The following is a 16,140-nucleotide window of genomic DNA, read 5'->3' on the forward strand; positions in this document are numbered from 1 at the left end:
TTGGAGATAGGCTATTAGGAAAGCTATGCTAATAGTTGAGTATTGGTTCGCTAAAGATTTGTAATAATGGTAATAAAACGAATGAATCAGCAGGGTCGGTAATGGAAATGCTTAAGGTTATATAGACATTTGTTATTCATGATCCTGCCTGAGTTACTGCTGAATTTGGGATAGTTACAGAGGGATCTGAAATGATTAAACAAACGATAGTATTTGGTTCAGTATTAATGCTCTCGGCATGTGGCGGCTCTGATTCAGATGATGTCAGTACTGCTGGTAACTCTTCGTTAGTCCCTATGGCGGCTGTAGTGATGTCACCGTTTGATGTGACACCGGAAAGTTCGGGGAAAAATACACAGTTTAGAGCACTACCGAAAGTTTCATCTTCTTCTACTTATTCATGGGCTACGGCTCGTATTGATGCCATTTTAAATGGTTCCACACCATTGAGTAGTGTTTTCACTGCTGATCTGTTTTATCGCACAGGCTCTAATGCTGCGTGTTACGGGCCAACGCTTTTATATAATAGCCACCCTGATGGAGCAGGAGGAAACGGGCAGTTGCCTGGCGGTGATTTATTGATGTGGCTGGAAGAAGACACTACAGGGCATGCATGTGCAGCAGCTCAAATGAATGCACGTCTGGCGGGATCCAGAGATCAATCGATGGCGGCGTTAATGGTTATTGCCAGCATGGTTTCTACAGCAAACGCTAACAGTATTGCGCTTCCCTCGGTAGGAGCAAGTATCACACTAACTACTGAAATGAATGCGCTGTCGGTTCCCAACGTAACATTCAATAGTGTAACGCTTGGTCAGCCTTCTGCTAATGAATGGAGTTATTCGGTAGATTTCACTTATACACCTGTAGCGACAGCTAAGAATGTGGTTATTGGTTTAGAACATACCACTAGTGGTACGACTAATGATTACAGCGGGGTGTTGTTTTATCGGGTAGATGGTGATCAAAATGATTTCCCCGGTGGTAATTGTAATCAGGCTGACCGCACTCTCAATGGTTCGCTACGTTACGACAGAAACAGCCTGACAGATATGAAGTTACAAAGCCGAACCGGGATATTCTGTGGTCATGGTGTGGACGGGTTGACGAGTGGGGCCGGTGATGACACCGATAATATGGTCGACGCAGCAAAGTATTATGATGCCAACAGCCAGCCCGATGGATGGAGTGAAAACTTCAATATTTTTGTCGCTAACTTCAATCCAACTCAATTGTCTGGTGAATACGCTTATGTATGGCAGGCGGGGGCAGGAGATAGCCATAGTCGAGTATTTAACATTGGTGTTAATGCTCACTCACCATTAGACGGTGAATCATATGCAGGTTATGGTGAGAGGGTTGGCAGCAGTACAGGTGATGTACAAGGTATGATCTGTAACTGGGCTGGCCCGGGTAATAGCCATACTTTGCTAGAACTTGCTCAGCGTCAGTTCATTACTCAAAACCCATTAACGGGGCTTTTTGATGCATCAATAGGTTTAGGTTCGGCTGATATTACTTATGCGCCTACAACTAGCTGTGTCTACGATGGTTCCGGTAGTTTCGTTTATGACGTTGATGCGGATGGAACTCTTGCTGATGAAACTCATGCAGCAGTTGTTTCTGATTTGATGCAGTCTATTGATAGTGATTTGGATGGTACTGCGACTATCGAAGAGAAAATAGCCAGCCGCGGTTATACCTTGCCTGTCGCACCGGGCAACTGGCCGGGACAATAATTGCAGAAATATAAAAGCCTCCTCATAGTTATTCATGAGGAGGCTTTTTAATTTAAGGCGGAAATCTTTAGCGGGTTATACGTTTTGGTGATTGTGGGTTTTTGGCATTCAGATAAGCTTGCTCAGAAAGTGAATGCCAGCAGGTAAATTCTATAAATACCGACTTAGTGCTTAAAGCCGCATCATTGTGGGCGCTATATTGGAAAAAGCAAACATAGCACAAATTATGGCTCATCAGGTGATGTCGACTTTGGCTGTAGTGATTGATGAGCAGGTAGTCCCAAAGGGTAGCGTGGTTAAGGATGATGTTGTCACTGGTTTGTTTTCTGGGATAAAGTATTAGCTAAAATTAAACTTGGTATGTCACTTTTGGGTCATGTAAATAGATAAAGTTAGCCGCTTTGGTTTACTTGAGATAGAAGAGGCCTCCTTACTATAGAACCCAAAGTTCATAAGGAGGGCATTATGAAAAATTGAGATCAACTAATACAAAGACTAACTATCAGTGAAAAAGTGTGAATAAATTAGCTTGATTAACTTCGAGGTTATGGACGCGTAATAGTTACTGTGACCGCTAATGTTTTGTTCTATACGTGGAAATGATTAGTCTGGTATGTCGTTAGGACGCACAATTTAGACAGAGTTTTGCTATATCAAAGATTTACTTTTAGTAATAGTTCTTTAGGCTGATAACAAGCTTCTGTTACTGGTGTTTCATGATTGTAAAAGTGGGGGAGTTGCTTCATACTTTGTACGTTGAAATTTTTGCTAATAAATAGTGATAAATAATGGCGATAAATAAAGTGATCCATGCTGTATGGCTGGGTGGAAAACTTAATAGCTTTTCTAGTGCTTGTATTGATGATTGGGATAAGCAAGGTTACACATATAAATTATGGAAAGATAGCGACCCGTTTGTTGTTAAATTGATCAATGAGTGTGAGTTTGCACGAGAGTGTTATGAAAGGAAGCTATATGCTTTTGTCACTGATTACCTCCGCTTAAAAATATTATCTTTAGAGGGAGGTCTATATCTTGATACAGATGTTACGATTAATAAAGACCCGTTTCCTTTATTCGAAAATGTCCAATTTGCTGCGGGTTGGGAAAATGAACGAAATTTATGCAACGCTGTAATTTATGCAACTACAGAATCAAAGATTCTAAGTAAACTAATTTATTTTTATGAGCATGAAATTATGCGTTCGCCTTTGTACATGGGGCCTGAAATATTAACAACTAAATTAGTTGAGCAAGATTTCCAACACGTAGAAGCTTGTACGCTTTTTGAACAAGCTTATTTTTATGCTTACGACGGAACTACTGTTCAGGAAAATAATGAAATAGAAAGATATCTAACTCATTGGTATCAGCATTCTTGGAAAGATAGTAAAGGGATGTCATTTATAAAGTCGAAGCATCAGGGTTTTTTCGGTAAGTTATACACATATCAGAAGAGCTTTTTTAGGCTTAGACATAAAAAATAAGCCTTTAAGATAAAATTTGCTCTATCTATGCTCTTTGATAAATGGTCTGTTACCAGCAGACCTTTTGTCTGAGTTGTGCGCTAACATTGCTGCTCTCAGAGCAAATCTGTTTGCGAGCCTGGGATTGGCGTGAATAAAGCATAACTCTATCGTGCTGTATTTTATCGATCTAAGTTCATAAATCAGAGTCATGACCCAGTTAGAAAAGAGCCTTTTCCAGATAACTCTGAAAGAGGCTCTTTTTAGTTTCCATAGGCTAATTCAATTAGTTCTAGTTAATGCAGTATGGTGAAACATCATTGTGGGTTTCTGGCATTCAGATAAGCTTGCTCAGAAAGTGAATGCCAGTCATGACCCTGATCTCGGAACATCATGTAGGAGACATAGACTTTCTGGCTCATTGGGTCTTTTTTCGCTTCTTCTGCTACCACCTGCTCAGAGATATCTTTCAACTGCTCAAGTACTGCTGGTGGAAATGGCAGCAGGTTAATTTTATAGATACCGACCAAGCGCTCTAAAGCCGCATTATTGCGAGCGGTATATTCGGCCAGTACGTTGTTATTAACGACACGGGTGGCATTCATTACTATTGACTGCAGATCATCTGGTAATTTCTCAAACGCCTTTTTGTTGATCAGTGCTTCAAAAATAGTGCCGGGCTCATGCCAGCCTGGGAAGTAGTAATATTTCGCGACGCGATGCAGACCAGATTCCATATCATTGTATGGACCAATCCATTCTGCGGCATCAACTTTACCGTGTTTCAGTGCCATGTATATTTCGCTGCCGGGCAGGAGTATGGTTTCAACACCCACCTGATTCAGTACTTTACCGGCAAGGCCCGGAATACGCATTTTCAGGCCTTTCAGATCATCTATGGTTTTGATTTCTTTGTTAAACCAACCGCCCATTTGTACGCCTGTACTGCCTGCCGGCATAGGAATTATACCGAAAGGAGCATAAGCTTCATGCCATAGTTCAAGGCCGCCGGCGTTATAGATCCAGCTGTTCATTTCTTGTGCGGTGAGCCCGAAGGGAACCGCTGCGAAAAACTGACCAGCAGGGACTTTATCTGTCCAGTAAGATGCGGCACTGTGTCCCATCTCAGCTTTGCCGCTGGAAACGGCATCGAATACATCCAGGGCTCTGACCATTTCTCCGGCTGCATAGACGGTGACTTTGATACGCCCATTACTCATCTCATTGATGAGCTTTGCCAGTTCATCAGCTCCCTGGCCTAATCCCGGGTAGCTCTTCGGCCAGCTGGTGACCATCTTCCACTCATGTTCAGGCTTGTCAGGCTCGGCTGCATTGGTAATAAAAGGGAATAAAAGCGTACTCACAATCGCTGCGGCCACGGCGAATTTTCTTACGACATCCTGCAATTGCATTGTGCTTTCCTCAACGTTGTTGGTTAAGAGGGATTTATTGCTTGTTTAAGCTGTAAATATAGACACTTATTTCGAGGGTATTTGAGTTGCTTAAATAACAAGAATTTAAGAGTGGGGAAGTGCTGATATGAGGGAAATACGACTTAGTGATGAAGTATCAGCATATAGTTGTATTCAGATGAAAAGCCTCTGATGTGACAGAGGCTTTTGTTTTAAATAGTAAAATCAGCTGAATCTATGGCTTAATCCGCCATTTGATACAGACGGCGAGGACGACCACCTGTGTTGTAGTTCAATACCAATTTGATCATGCCTTCTGATTCCAGAAATTCGAGGTAACGCCTTGCCGTAATGCGGCTGACGTTCATTCGCTTACCGATTTCATCTGCTGAGAAGTCATGTAATCTCTCGTTTTGCAAGATAGTTTTCAGTGAGGCAAGGGTGGTTGCATCGATTCCTTTTGGTGTCTGGCGCGTCTGTTTCACTGGAGCTTTCCGCAGGATCTGGTCGATATCGCACTGATCGACAGTGGTACTGCCAGATAACTTCTGTTTGTACAGCTTGTAGTCATCCAGCGCCTGATTCACACGCGACATGCGGATAGGTTTTACCAAGTAGTCAGTCACGCCAAGCTGAACGGCTTTTTCGACAGTGGTGGTTTCACGCTCTGCTGTGGTCATGATGAAATCACAGGCCGCATTTTGTTCACGTAACTGGCGGATCACATCAATACCGTTGCCGTCTGGCAGGCTGATATCAACAAAGATCAGTTCTGGTTTGAAAGCATCATATTGTAATAAGGCATCGGCACAGCTCTCACTGACGGCAACTACAGTGAAGTCCGGGTTTTGGTTGATGGTTGATTCGAGCGTGTAGCTGGCACGAATGTCATCTTCGATAAGCATTACTGTTGTTTTAGTCATGACTGCTGATTTCGCTTTTATCGAGGTAGATGCTGAATAATGTTGTGTTCTGCTCTGTACGTTCCCAGTCGATACTGCCGTGGAAGTAATCAACCAGTTGTTTGACCAGGTACAGGCCAATACCGTTCTGCTCGTCGTCGCTCTTTGAGCTGACGCCAAATTCCAGAATGCGGTCGGTTATGTTTTCGGGTACTCCGGCACCGCTGTCCTGGATCTCCAGAATGATATGGTTGCTTCGGTCGCTCAGGTAAACCTGCACTTCCGGTTCGGTTTGTTCCCGGTTCTGCCATGAAGCGAGCAGGGCATTGTCAATCAGATTACCGAGCATTGTGACAAACTTTTCAGAAATATTCTTATGGTAACCCGACATATTGGTATCTTCATCAATAGAGAATTTGACGCCAATTTCTGAAGCCTTGTTGAACTTCGCCAGTAGCAATCCGGCAATAGCACTGTCGGTAACAGAAAGTACGATACTGCGAACAATCGACTGATAGCTGTCGGTTTCCTGCTGAATGAAGTCGACGGCTTCGTTGTAGTTGCCGATTTGTAGCATTCCGGACAGGACATTGAGCTTATTGGAATACTCGTGGGTTTTGCTGCGTAGCAGGGCGGAGTAGTTTTTCAGGTTGGTAACTTCTGTTTCCAGCTCATTGCGATCCAGGTTGGCGAAGAACACGATAACGTGACCGCGCGGGCCTTTCGGGTTTTTGATTGGGTAAATATCAGCGCGGTAGTCCAGCTTGCCGATTTTAAAATCACCCTGATTGAATGCGCCGTGGCTGGCGAGAACCAGATGACTGAGTGGTACGGAGAAGCGTGACAAAGGCTGGCTGACGTAGTCATCGCGTCCCGGAATGCCCATCGACAGTAATTTCAGCGCACTGTTATTGATGGTCGTGATATTCATATTGTTATCGACCGCAATAATGGCGTCGCGAATGCTGTTGAGGATCATCTCATGTTCGCGGAATTTGTTGACGATGTACTCCGGCTCATAATCGAGGAAAGTTCGTTTCATCTTGAAAACGAAAGCGCCGGTAATACCTATAGCCAACAGGTAAACCAGAATGATCAGTAATCCGATATAACCAAACTGCTGATAAAGAATGGTGGTGGCTTTTTCGGACAGGTAACCGATCGTCACGGCACCGATGACTTCACCGTTGCGCATTATCGGCGAGAAGTTACGAATGGCTTTGCCAAGGGTTCCGGCGGCAACGCTGCTGAACTCGGCACCTTCGCGGATAGCCGGAATGATATCGTCGCCCATGAAATGTTTGCCGATTCGTTCGGGATTCGGGTGGGTCAGGCGTTCTGCTTTTTTGTCGACAACAACGATGTAGGAAGCATCGGTACGGCTTCTTATTGTCTCTACATAGTGCTGAAGATTATAAGGTTGCCCGTTGTTTTTGGATTCGACTGCATCTATGACCACAGGATCACGGGCCACTACCCGTGCAAGTTCCAGTCCCCGGGCTTGAATGCCTTCTATATGACTGTTTTGCAGCAGGAAAAATATTGCTGTCGTTACCGCTATCACAATGCACGACGAGGTCGCCGCTGTTGTGAGGGCAAGATAACTTTTAAGTTTCATTATATTTGTTGTGTTTTTAGGGTACGTCAGAGGAAGGGGAGTATAACCGAATACACCATGCTGTGAATGGTTATCTTTCACAGTGGGTTATTCTTGCAGAGAATTTGGATAACTATCCACCATGATGCCGGATTGGACGTCGAATCTTCGGTGGTGAAGGGTAAATCGAAGGATTGCTAGATAATAAAAAGCCGGGCATAAAGCCCGGCTTGGATATCTGAATCTTCAGAATCGTGTCTGCTTTATTTCAGCAGCTCAATGATCAGGGTTGCAAGGATCAGCATGAATGCACCGCCGATACGTGATGAGATCTGAGCAAATGGCATCAGCTCCATACGCTTACTTGCTGCCAATACTGCTACGTCACCAGTACCACCCATGTTAGCCATACACAGACCAGCCGTGATTGCAGCTTCGATTGGGTGGAATCCCATCAGGCGACCGATAATCGCAGCACCGATGATTGCACCCACAACAGTGGCAAGAACCATCAGGAAGTAAACAAGATTCAGAGAAGCCATGATTTGATCCAGATCTGTGTAAGCAACACCGATACCTACAAGCAGAGCAGGAGTTAGGTTATCAACCACAAACTTGTACCAAGCGTGTGCAGCTTGCTCAAGGTCACGAGGCATCAGGCCAGATACTTTAACAACAGCAACGAAGATGATCATCAGCGCGTAGGTGTGCATGCTGATAACGTTGCTCAGCAGAGTACCAACGTAGAACATTGTGATTGCAAGCAGTGCACCGATACCAAGCGTGTCGATAGACGCTTTGTGCTCTTGTTGTTCCTGTGCTTTTTCTTCTTGTTCAGCAGCGCCGCGCATCAGCTTACCGTTACCTGTCAGAGACGGGTATACACGGCCCAGCTTGTCCAGCAGACCAGCCATCACGATAGCAATTGCGTTACCGATAGCCAGTGCAGGAACCATCTTAGACATCAGCATTTCAGCTGACATGCCAGTGTTACCAGACATGATCTCAACCAGAGGTACAGCACCTGCACCCATGCCGCCGCCCATGATAGGAAGCGCGATCAGCATTACTGATTCAAAGAAGCCGTGGCCTAGAACAGCACCAACAGTACCAGCAAGCAGGAATGAAACGCCAACACCACCCAAGATAACAGGGATGTATTTCAGCGCAGCTTTCTTCAGTGTGTCACCGTCCATACCCAGGATAGAGCCAGTTACCAGGCTTGCGATGAAGAATGACAGGAAGCCGCCGCTCTTCATGAAAGTGGTTACTGTGTCAGCAGTTTCTTGAGGTACCAGGCCACTGTGGAAAATGTATGAAGAACCAAAAATGATTACAATGGCACCGCCACCAAAGAACTGGTTAACGATAGGCGTTTTGTCGCCAGCGACATTAAGGATGTAGCCTACAACCGCCATGATGCCGACAGCACCGATAATACCGTTAGGCATTTCATTTTGAATTGTGGCCAGAAGGATCACCGCCGCAGACAGTGCGAAAATGATGTTAATCATTCGCTTGTCGCTTTGGGACATTACGTTATTGGTTAGCATGGTTCACCTATGTGTAGTAGGGTTGTTATGTTTTTTGCGTAGTCTAACAACACTTTTTCCCACGTAGGTTGAATCCTTTCTTTATGTAACTATCTAGCTCTTTTGTAACTTTTGTAAATGTTTAAACTCTGTCACTTGTGCTTTATTTGAAATCAATTCGTATGAATCGGATCTCAACGGGACATTTCCATAGTTAATGAGATTGATTATTAACTGCGCAACGTAGCTTTCAGGCGAAGCGGGTATATAAGTAAATCCAGCGCATCACTGATTGATGAGGTGGTGATATCTGCGGCCATTAACGCTTTAACCGATAGTCCTTCATAACCGATAACAGCTATCGATATATTGGCGGCACTCAACATCGCCGCGTCATTATTGCCGTTGCCAATTGCACAGACATGGCCGGGATTTAATTGATTGATGAAAGCCAGTTTACCTTCGGTCTCATTACCTGTCGGCAGAATGTGCACCTCTACATTGAGGTGTTCGACCATCGCTCTTACCGAGCCGAAGGTATCAGCAGTCACGATGTAGATATCAAGCTGGCTGGCAAGTGCTTTAAGTCGCGGTTCGATACCTTCCAGAAGCTGGCCATCACAAGCAAGTGTGCCGTTAAAATCCAATACCAGAGATTCAATCTGGCAGTTTCCTTTGCCCGGAATATCAATATTGATCATCTTTATCTCCTTTAAACGAATTCTTACGGGATTATCGACGTAAATTGAAGGGGATACCGTTACCTGTTGCAGGTTAACGGTTCCCGCTGTTATGAAAATACACTTAAAAATAAAAGTTAAAGCGGAGTGATGATTACCTTGATATCTTCCGGCGCAGCGTAATACGGTGCAGAGGTAATAAAGAGGTTCACGCCCGTTTTGGCATACTCAGCCGCATTGTTGCGGTTGATGCCGCCGGCAACAGACAAGATGGTTGATTGGCCGGAATTGGTAACAAGAGCCAGAGCTTCGGACACTTCTTCTGTTGAGAATTTGTCGAGTTGGATGATATCCGGTTCGCCTTTAAGGATTTCTTCAATCTGATCAAGAGAATCGGCTTCAACGGTGATTTTGTTTTCCGGAGCTTGCTGACGAAGACGGCTGGTCTGAGCTGCGAAGTTATCCGGCTCTTCATACAGGCGACGGTGGTTGGTGAATACCAGAATGGTTTCGCTCAGGCCTGCACGGTGAATGTGACCACCTCCGGCCAGAACCGCCGCGGTTGCCAGTTTTCGGGTTCCCGGAATGCTTTTTCGGGTACAGGCGACAATAGCATTCGGGTTTTCTGCCTGAACCTGAGCGGTCATCTCGGCAGTATACTGAGCCACACCACAGCTCCATTCCAGTACGAGTTGAACGGCTTTCCAGCCGGTATGAAGTTGTTCGGCTTTGCCTTCTGCTTCAATAAGTACGGTCTGAGCCTCAACATCGGCACCGTCCTCGACATGAACAACAGGCTCCAGCCCCAGTTTCACCAGTAAGGCTCTGGCAACCTCAACTCCGGCCACCCGTCCGGCCTGTTTTCTCTTAAACACCATTTTACCCATGTGTTTTTCAATGCCGAGTGCGTGGGTGGTTAAATCTCCCCGGTAGGCATCTTCAAGTAAAAAGGCATCAAGTTCTTGATCGGAAAAGTACAACATGGGAACTCCTGTTAGTGGATAAGCCGACCGTCGAGAATACTTATCTGTCGGTCGGAAAGGGCGTCGGCTTCTCTTGGTTCATGAGTGACCAGAAGAATACTTACCCCGGTTTCTGTTCGTAATTGTTGAATGACCTGCCAGAGCCGGGTTCTGTTGTCCCAGTCCAGGCTGGAAAAAGGTTCATCAAGCAGCAAGAGTTTGGGTTTGCTGATCAGGGCTCTTGCCAGGGCGACACGTTGTTGCTCACCACCTGAAAGCTGATGAGGATAATGATCGGCAAGATGGCCGATATTGAGTTGCTCCAGCAAAGCGATTTGCTGAGCCGAATTGACAGTCTGTTTGTTTCCTTGTTGCGCCAGAGCCAGATTGCCGGCAACGGTACGGTGAGGAAAAAGATAAAGCCGCTGGTTCAGATATCGGCATGCCCGCTGCCAACTCGGTTGAGTATCAACTTTTGCCTGATCAATAGATATTGAGCCCCGGTAGTCGGTATATCCGGTGATGGCATTGAGTAAGGTAGTTTTGCCGCTGCCCGAAGGGCCGGTAATCGCAATGCATTCCGCAGGTTTCAGATGTAAATGGGCATTTTTGATTATCCCTGTGCTTAGCTGGTTAATTTTCAGCATGGCGTAATACCTGTTGATCGATACTCTTTGGGGTTAATGTTAAGGCCGTTTAATGTTCACAACGATTAATCGCTCTGGTGACAAACAGCAGGCAGGCTGCAATCACTAATAGCCAGAGGGCTGCTCCTATTGCCAGCTGGAAATCGCCGCTCGAAATATTCAGGTAAATTGCCATCGGCAAGGTTTCTGTTCTGAACCTTGTCGCGCCGGCCAGCATAAGCGTGGCTCCGAATTCACCGATGGCTCGGGACCAGGCAAGAATGGCTCCGCACACCAGGGGGCGCCAGCATAACGGAAGCTCAACTTTTATTAGTGTCGCCAGAGGTGAAAGCCCGAGATTGTATGCGGTCAGCCTATAGCCCGGATCTATGGTAGAAAATGCGCCGCGGCAGCTTCTAAGCATGATGGCGGTGGCGACATAGGTCTGCGCAATTACAATTCCCGCCGGACTGAACACTAGCCCGCGCAGTGATGGTAACAACTGAGCGAGCGGACCTTGCGGACTGATTAACAGTAACAGTCCCATACCTGTGACCAGCGGTGGCAATACCATTGGCAGATCAAGCAGGGTATCAATGATGCTTTGGCCGGGGAGTTTTACCTGGTTCATCAGCCAGGCTGCCGGAATAGCAATCAACATAGCAAGACACAGTGAAATCAGTGATGTGCCGAGTGACATTCCAAGCGCAAAATGGATCTCCGGATTACAGATCGTTTCGATCAGCGAACCTGTATCAAGCTGGAAAATCATGGCACTAACAGAACCGCACACAATGCTGAGTAAAAGCAACAGGGGTAACAATGCCAGTTTTAAACTGATATTCATTTGCTAGTTGCTGATCGGCTTTAGCGGCAGAAAGCCAGCGTCAGTAAAAGCCTGTATACCTTTTGTTGAAGTCAGCTTTTCCATCAGCAGTTTTGCTTCATATGGGTGCTGGCTGGATTTTAGCAGGGCAATGGCCGCAGTTTCTTCTGGTGCACCTTCAGGATTCGGTAGCATGACAACTTTGTCTCTGGCTTTCCATGCGCTGGCGCGGCCAATGACAGCGGCATCAACATCACCATTCAATAAATAGAGGGCTAACTGTTTTACGGTTGCGGCACGAACGACCACTTTGTTCATCAGGTCATCATAGTGGCCAGTCGCCTTTAAAAGCTTTTCTCCACTGCGTCCTAGTGCCATTGCTTTGCTGTCGCCCAGACCGAGGCGGAGGTTAGTTGCTGCTAACTCATCAACAGAGTGAATGTTTGCGGCTTTATCTTTGCGAATGGCGATAACAGGAATATGGCGAACCAGCTTTGATGATGCAGAAACCAGCCCGTCTTTTTCCAGTTTAGAGATGTAGCGATCGGAGCCGGGGATAAAGAGATCTCCCTGACCTGTAATTTTGTAGCGGGTAAGGATTTGCCCTGAACCGCCGTATTCCACAGTGACTGTATGTCCGGTTTGTTGCTCAAACTGGTTAACGATTTTTTCAACCGGTTCACGAAGACCTGCGCCGGCATAAACATGAAGTGCTGCGGCTGATACATTGGCCGAAATCAGGCTGGCAGTACTGAAACAGGCAAGGAATAGGAAAGAGGCGGCTCTGTTCATGGTAATTCACAAAGTTATAATCGATATGTACTGAACTATACATCGAGCTAACCAAAAGATAAATAAGGCTAATTTGCGATTGATCATACAATTTGAAATTAATGTACTGCGGTTGCTGGCTTAGTGAATTAGCTTAGATTAGTCTCGTAGTGACCTTTTTGATCAACGTTTTAGAAGCAGTCTTATACCAACCAGCATAAGTCTTTGATCAATCTTGCTGGTTAAAATCACCGATTACTGTGTCAGAATTTTTGTAATTAGCGCCACTAGTTACGGCAAATTCGTCCTTGTCCTAGGTGATTTTTCCTGCGCAATTATTGGAACACTTACTTATTCCGGTTGGTATTAATCAAAAAGGAGAAACAGCATGGCAGTATTTCAATTCTTCCATAACGGCAAAGTGCTTACTTACATCGATATCAATTCGGCAACCTGTCGTGAGGAGGAGAAGCAACTGAGAGAGCAGGGCTTTACGGATGTCGGCGACATTATCCAGGCTGAAAATGCCAAAGTGGCAATCAAAAAGTTCCGAGACACTGAGTATGATGATTTGAAAGAGTATGCTGCGATCAGTGTACTTTGCTGTCTGGCAAACACCTTGTAGATGAAGTTATTTCTATAGCGTAAAGACTCAGCTCAAATTCAGCATGCTTGTATCTTAAGTGGCAGGGTATTATCGGGCAGTAACAAGGTTGTCAGTTCAGAAATATCACCATTAAGCCAGAGCCTGATGCTGTTGAGCGGAATAAATACTGGCATCCGCGGATGGTAAGGCTGGCATGCTTTGTTAGCAGATGTGGTCAGAGTGACAAGGTGGGGAGTCGCGTATGGAAACCAGATCCCTGCCATATAAAGTGGCTTTCCCTGTGCGTGAGTAAAAAGATACTTTTGTTTGCGAGGGCTGCCCTCATCTCGCCATTCATACCAGCCGGAACAGGGAACAAGACAGCGATGGGTTTTCATCGCCAGACGGAATGTTTTTTTATCTCCGGCCGTTTCCCCCTTCGCGTTGATAATTAAATGTGTTGCCCAGTCGGGCTGAATACCCCAAATGGTGTCTTGCTGAATCAGTCTATTGCCGATCATTGCCAGCGTCGATACGGTTTGTGTCGGTCGCAAATTGATGTTGGTTTCGGTGGTAAATCTGACTCCGGTTTCCTCGTGTACCAAGGTATCCAGTGATGTACTGACGACGCTGAACCTTCCGCACATAATTCCTGCCCTGATTTAAGAACCGACTTAGATAGTTTTATCCCGAACTGAATTTCTATTGTTTCTGTTTTTATTCTAGTCCTTTGATTTTAAATATGATCATCAGCACAGAATTCAAATTTATAAATATATCAATCAATTGCATATAAAGGGGAGAGGTATAGAATGGATTGCCTAAGTTATTGTGTCGTATGACTTGATCCGACTGTGCAAAGGTCTTACGACATGCATAGGTAAGGAGTAGTTGTAATGCGACAATTAATAAAAAATGCCAGAGTTATCGATGGAATGGGCGGAGCTGCATTTAACGGTGATATTCTGCTGGAGGGACGCCTCATCTCTGATGTTGCCCCGGTTATTGATGCTGTTGTCGATGAGGTGATTGATGCGGCCGGTGCTTATGTTACGCCCGGATTTATTGATGTTCACAGCCATGCAGATTTAGCGACGTTTATTCCGCGAGGGTTTCAGCCCAAGGTTATGCAGGGAATTACGACCGAGCTGGTCGGCCTGTGTGGTCTTGGGGTGACACCTTTGCCCAAGGCACTTCAGCAGGAAGTACGTGATCGGTTAATCATAGGTAATCCGCCAATAGACTGGAACTGGGAAGATTACACGACATATTGCGCGGCATTGGAACAGCAGGGTCTTGAAGTTAATCTGTCTTCATTTTTGCCGCATGGGCTGCTGCGTTATCAAATTTGCGGAAACAGCAGTGTACCGATGACAAAAGAGCAGCGTTGTCAGTTGGAAAAATTGGCTCACCGGGCGTTGTCAGCTGGTGCGCGTGGCATCAGTCTTGGACTTATTTACCATCCGGCGTTGTTCAGTGATAAAAAAGAGCTGCTGACTATGGCACAAGTGGCGGCAAAACACCGTAAGCCGCTGGTGGTTCATATGCGAAGTGAAAGTGATGAAATCATTGAAGCTTTGCAGGAAATGATAGCTATCAGCGAGCAGGCGGGCTGCCAGCTGCATATTTCTCACCTTAAGCTCATTGGTCGCCGTAATGCCAGCAAATTGGATTCACTGCTCGCCCTGATTGACCGTCATGATCTGACGTTTGATCAGTATCCATACCACTATGGCAGTACAACGCTGTTTTCTATTCTGCCACCGGCATTGATTCGTGCTTATGAACCTGAAGCTTTGATGCAGGCTCTGCAAGAGCCGGATGTCCGGCGTCAGGTGAGAGACTGGTTTGCCGAACGTATTTTGCCAGAGGCAGGGGAGCCGTGGGATAACCTGCCGGCGCTGGTTGATTGGGAAAACATTCTGATTTGTGAAGTGGAAAGTGAAGAGGCACACCAGTGGCTGGGACGTTCTGTCAGTGATTGTGCCAGCCAGTTGGATCAGGATCCGGTGGATTTTGTGCTGGATTTGTTGGTCAGTGAGCGGGGTAATGTCCGTATGATTGACTACTTCATGGATGAATCCCTGGTTGAGAAAATCTTTACTCATCCTTGTGGTATGGTTGGTACCGATACCATCTTTGGCGGACGGTTGCACCCTAGAGTCAGCGGCACATTTCCCCGTATTCTGAGTCAGTTTGTTAATCAGCGTGGCTTATTGCCGATAGAAAAAGCCGTCCATAAGATGACAGCGCTGAGCGCAGAGACATTCGGACTTCATTATCGAGGCAAAATCGCAGCAGGAAACTATGCAGATCTCTGTCTGTTTGGTGATAACTTCCGTGATAATGCGACAGTCGAGGCCCCTGAGCTTTATGCCAGTGGCCTGTGTGATTTGTGGATTAACGGTAAAAGGAAGGTGGCTCAGGGTGATTATCTCAAAACCCGCTCCGGGCTGGTGTTGCACCACATGACCTTATGAGTCACTTTACGGTCTGTGAGCCAATAAAAGTTAACCGATACACTCACTGATCGGGTTAACGTCAGTGCCGATATTTAATTGCGCTGATATTTAACTGCGTAAGGTTTTTGCTTACTTCTGCTGACCTTGCGCCCCGACGTTAATTTCATCGTCAGCTTTTGATTTCTGTGCGCGCTCCTGTGCTTGTTTTTCATGTAAAGCCTCGATCAGTTTACGGTCGAGTTCGGCAAAATACAGGTCTTCTTCTGCTTTTCCTTTCAGGCGCATTTGTTGTGTAAAGTCAGCCATATCCATTCCCCCTCAACAATCCTGTCAATTTAATATTAGCCCAAGATTTTTAGGGGTATTGGTCTCAACAGGCAGACCTGACGACAGGTTTTAAGAATGAGAGGTACGTTTATTTTGGAACTGAAGCTCAGGGTATATGGAATGATAGGTTAGTTCAGGTTTCCACCTGTTATTGGCCGTGTATTTAAATTTTTGATTTTACGAGGTTTGTACTGGTGGTTGAGTAGTTCCACTGAATGAGCGACATAAGAAAACCGCTTATCGAAATAAGCG

At 45.7% G+C, this 16,140-nt stretch carries 15 protein-coding genes; 4 read left to right on the forward strand and 11 right to left on the reverse strand.

Going from position 1 to position 16,140, the window contains the following annotated elements:
• Nucleotides 1-191: 191 nt before the first annotated feature.
• Together C942_RS18415 and C942_RS18425 are read left to right on the forward strand one after the other, a co-directional pair.
• Nucleotides 192-1,739, forward strand: coding sequence for a hypothetical protein (locus C942_RS18415; protein ID WP_007468564.1), 1,548 nt, complete (start codon nt 192-194; stop codon nt 1,737-1,739).
• A 788-nt stretch (nt 1,740-2,527) separates the two neighbouring features.
• Complete coding sequence (locus tag C942_RS18425; RefSeq protein WP_007468569.1) at nt 2,528-3,226, forward strand: glycosyltransferase family 32 protein; 699 nt, start codon at nt 2,528-2,530, stop codon at nt 3,224-3,226.
• 296 nt (nt 3,227-3,522) lie between these two features.
• Here C942_RS18425 and C942_RS18430 read toward each other — a convergent pair whose 3' ends face one another.
• The 9 genes from C942_RS18430 to modA all read right to left on the reverse strand — a co-directional run bounded on the left by C942_RS18430 (nt 3,523) and on the right by modA (nt 12,534).
• The gene (locus C942_RS18430) at nt 3,523-4,617 is read right to left on the reverse strand and encodes a TRAP transporter substrate-binding protein (RefSeq protein WP_007468571.1); all 1,095 of its coding nucleotides are present in this window, start codon (nt 4,615-4,617) and stop codon (nt 3,523-3,525) included.
• Nucleotides 4,618-4,859: 242 nt separating this feature from the next.
• Nucleotides 4,860-5,540, reverse strand: a complete 681-nt coding sequence (locus C942_RS18435) for a response regulator (protein ID WP_007468573.1) — start codon at nt 5,538-5,540, stop codon at nt 4,860-4,862.
• The gene (locus tag C942_RS18440; protein WP_036801102.1) at nt 5,533-7,137 is read right to left on the reverse strand and encodes an ATP-binding protein; all 1,605 of its coding nucleotides are present in this window, start codon (nt 7,135-7,137) and stop codon (nt 5,533-5,535) included. Before C942_RS18440 ends, C942_RS18435 begins: the two co-directional genes overlap by 8 nt.
• A 242-nt stretch (nt 7,138-7,379) precedes the next feature.
• Nucleotides 7,380-8,669 carry a 2-hydroxycarboxylate transporter family protein gene (locus C942_RS18445; RefSeq protein ID WP_007468577.1) on the reverse strand — a complete coding sequence of 430 codons (1,290 nt, stop codon included), beginning with the start codon at nt 8,667-8,669 and terminating at the stop codon, nt 7,380-7,382.
• Nucleotides 8,670-8,878: 209 nt separating this feature from the next.
• Entirely contained in the window at nt 8,879-9,349 is a 471-nt protein-coding gene (locus tag C942_RS18450) for an HAD family hydrolase (protein WP_007468578.1), read from the reverse strand.
• Between the two features lie 116 nt (nt 9,350-9,465).
• Nucleotides 9,466-10,311: a ModD protein gene (gene modD / locus C942_RS18455; RefSeq protein ID WP_007468580.1), complete on the reverse strand. Its 846-nt coding sequence runs from the start codon at nt 10,309-10,311 to the stop codon at nt 9,466-9,468.
• Nucleotides 10,312-10,322: 11 nt separating this feature from the next.
• Entirely contained in the window at nt 10,323-10,937 is a 615-nt protein-coding gene (locus C942_RS18460) for an ABC transporter ATP-binding protein (RefSeq protein WP_007468582.1), read from the reverse strand.
• Between the two features lie 49 nt (nt 10,938-10,986).
• The gene (locus tag C942_RS18465; RefSeq protein ID WP_007468584.1) at nt 10,987-11,763 is read right to left on the reverse strand and encodes an ABC transporter permease; all 777 of its coding nucleotides are present in this window, start codon (nt 11,761-11,763) and stop codon (nt 10,987-10,989) included.
• Between the two features lie 3 nt (nt 11,764-11,766).
• Entirely contained in the window at nt 11,767-12,534 is a 768-nt protein-coding gene (gene modA, locus C942_RS18470; protein WP_007468586.1) for a molybdate ABC transporter substrate-binding protein, read from the reverse strand.
• A gap of 367 nt (nt 12,535-12,901) precedes the next feature.
• On the opposite strand from modA, the gene C942_RS18475 reads away from it, so the two are divergent.
• Complete coding sequence (locus C942_RS18475; protein WP_007468587.1) at nt 12,902-13,138, forward strand: hypothetical protein; 237 nt, start codon at nt 12,902-12,904, stop codon at nt 13,136-13,138.
• A gap of 38 nt (nt 13,139-13,176) precedes the next feature.
• On the opposite strand, the gene C942_RS18480 is transcribed toward C942_RS18475, so the two are convergent.
• On the reverse strand, nt 13,177-13,746 hold the full coding sequence (locus tag C942_RS18480; protein WP_036801060.1) for an SOS response-associated peptidase: 570 nt from the start codon (nt 13,744-13,746) through the stop codon (nt 13,177-13,179).
• Between the two features lie 249 nt (nt 13,747-13,995).
• Between C942_RS18480 and C942_RS18485 the strand changes: the two genes are divergently transcribed.
• A complete protein-coding gene (locus C942_RS18485) occupies nt 13,996-15,579 on the forward strand; it encodes an N-acyl-D-amino-acid deacylase family protein (RefSeq protein WP_007468593.1) in 1,584 nt (527 codons plus the stop codon).
• Between the two features lie 111 nt (nt 15,580-15,690).
• On the opposite strand, the gene C942_RS25375 is transcribed toward C942_RS18485, so the two are convergent.
• Nucleotides 15,691-15,873 (reverse strand): hypothetical protein, encoded by a 183-nt coding sequence (locus C942_RS25375; RefSeq protein ID WP_007468595.1) that lies wholly within the window; start codon nt 15,871-15,873, stop codon nt 15,691-15,693.
• Between the last annotated feature and the right edge of the window lie 267 nt (nt 15,874-16,140).

Origin of the sequence: Photobacterium marinum (genome assembly GCF_000331515.1) — a bacterium.
Classification (GTDB): domain Bacteria; phylum Pseudomonadota; class Gammaproteobacteria; order Enterobacterales; family Vibrionaceae; genus Photobacterium; species Photobacterium marinum.

Coding starts and splice junctions, on each gene's coding strand:
- modA (WP_007468586.1), bottom strand. CDS start 12,534: ATGAACAGAGCCGCCTCTTTCCTATTCCTTGCCTGTTTCAGTACTGCC.
- C942_RS18425 (WP_007468569.1), top strand. CDS start 2,528: ATGGCGATAAATAAAGTGATCCATGCTGTATGGCTGGGTGGAAAACTT.
- C942_RS18415 (WP_007468564.1), top strand. CDS start 192: ATGATTAAACAAACGATAGTATTTGGTTCAGTATTAATGCTCTCGGCA.
- modD (WP_007468580.1), bottom strand. CDS start 10,311: ATGTTGTACTTTTCCGATCAAGAACTTGATGCCTTTTTACTTGAAGAT.
- C942_RS18475 (WP_007468587.1), top strand. CDS start 12,902: ATGGCAGTATTTCAATTCTTCCATAACGGCAAAGTGCTTACTTACATC.
- C942_RS25375 (WP_007468595.1), bottom strand. CDS start 15,873: ATGGATATGGCTGACTTTACACAACAAATGCGCCTGAAAGGAAAAGCA.
- C942_RS18465 (WP_007468584.1), bottom strand. CDS start 11,763: ATGAATATCAGTTTAAAACTGGCATTGTTACCCCTGTTGCTTTTACTC.
- C942_RS18445 (WP_007468577.1), bottom strand. CDS start 8,669: ATGCTAACCAATAACGTAATGTCCCAAAGCGACAAGCGAATGATTAAC.
- C942_RS18440 (WP_036801102.1), bottom strand. CDS start 7,137: ATGAAACTTAAAAGTTATCTTGCCCTCACAACAGCGGCGACCTCGTCG.
- C942_RS18485 (WP_007468593.1), top strand. CDS start 13,996: ATGCGACAATTAATAAAAAATGCCAGAGTTATCGATGGAATGGGCGGA.
- C942_RS18430 (WP_007468571.1), bottom strand. CDS start 4,617: ATGCAATTGCAGGATGTCGTAAGAAAATTCGCCGTGGCCGCAGCGATT.
- C942_RS18480 (WP_036801060.1), bottom strand. CDS start 13,746: ATGTGCGGAAGGTTCAGCGTCGTCAGTACATCACTGGATACCTTGGTA.
- C942_RS18460 (WP_007468582.1), bottom strand. CDS start 10,937: ATGCTGAAAATTAACCAGCTAAGCACAGGGATAATCAAAAATGCCCAT.
- C942_RS18435 (WP_007468573.1), bottom strand. CDS start 5,540: ATGACTAAAACAACAGTAATGCTTATCGAAGATGACATTCGTGCCAGC.
- C942_RS18450 (WP_007468578.1), bottom strand. CDS start 9,349: ATGATCAATATTGATATTCCGGGCAAAGGAAACTGCCAGATTGAATCT.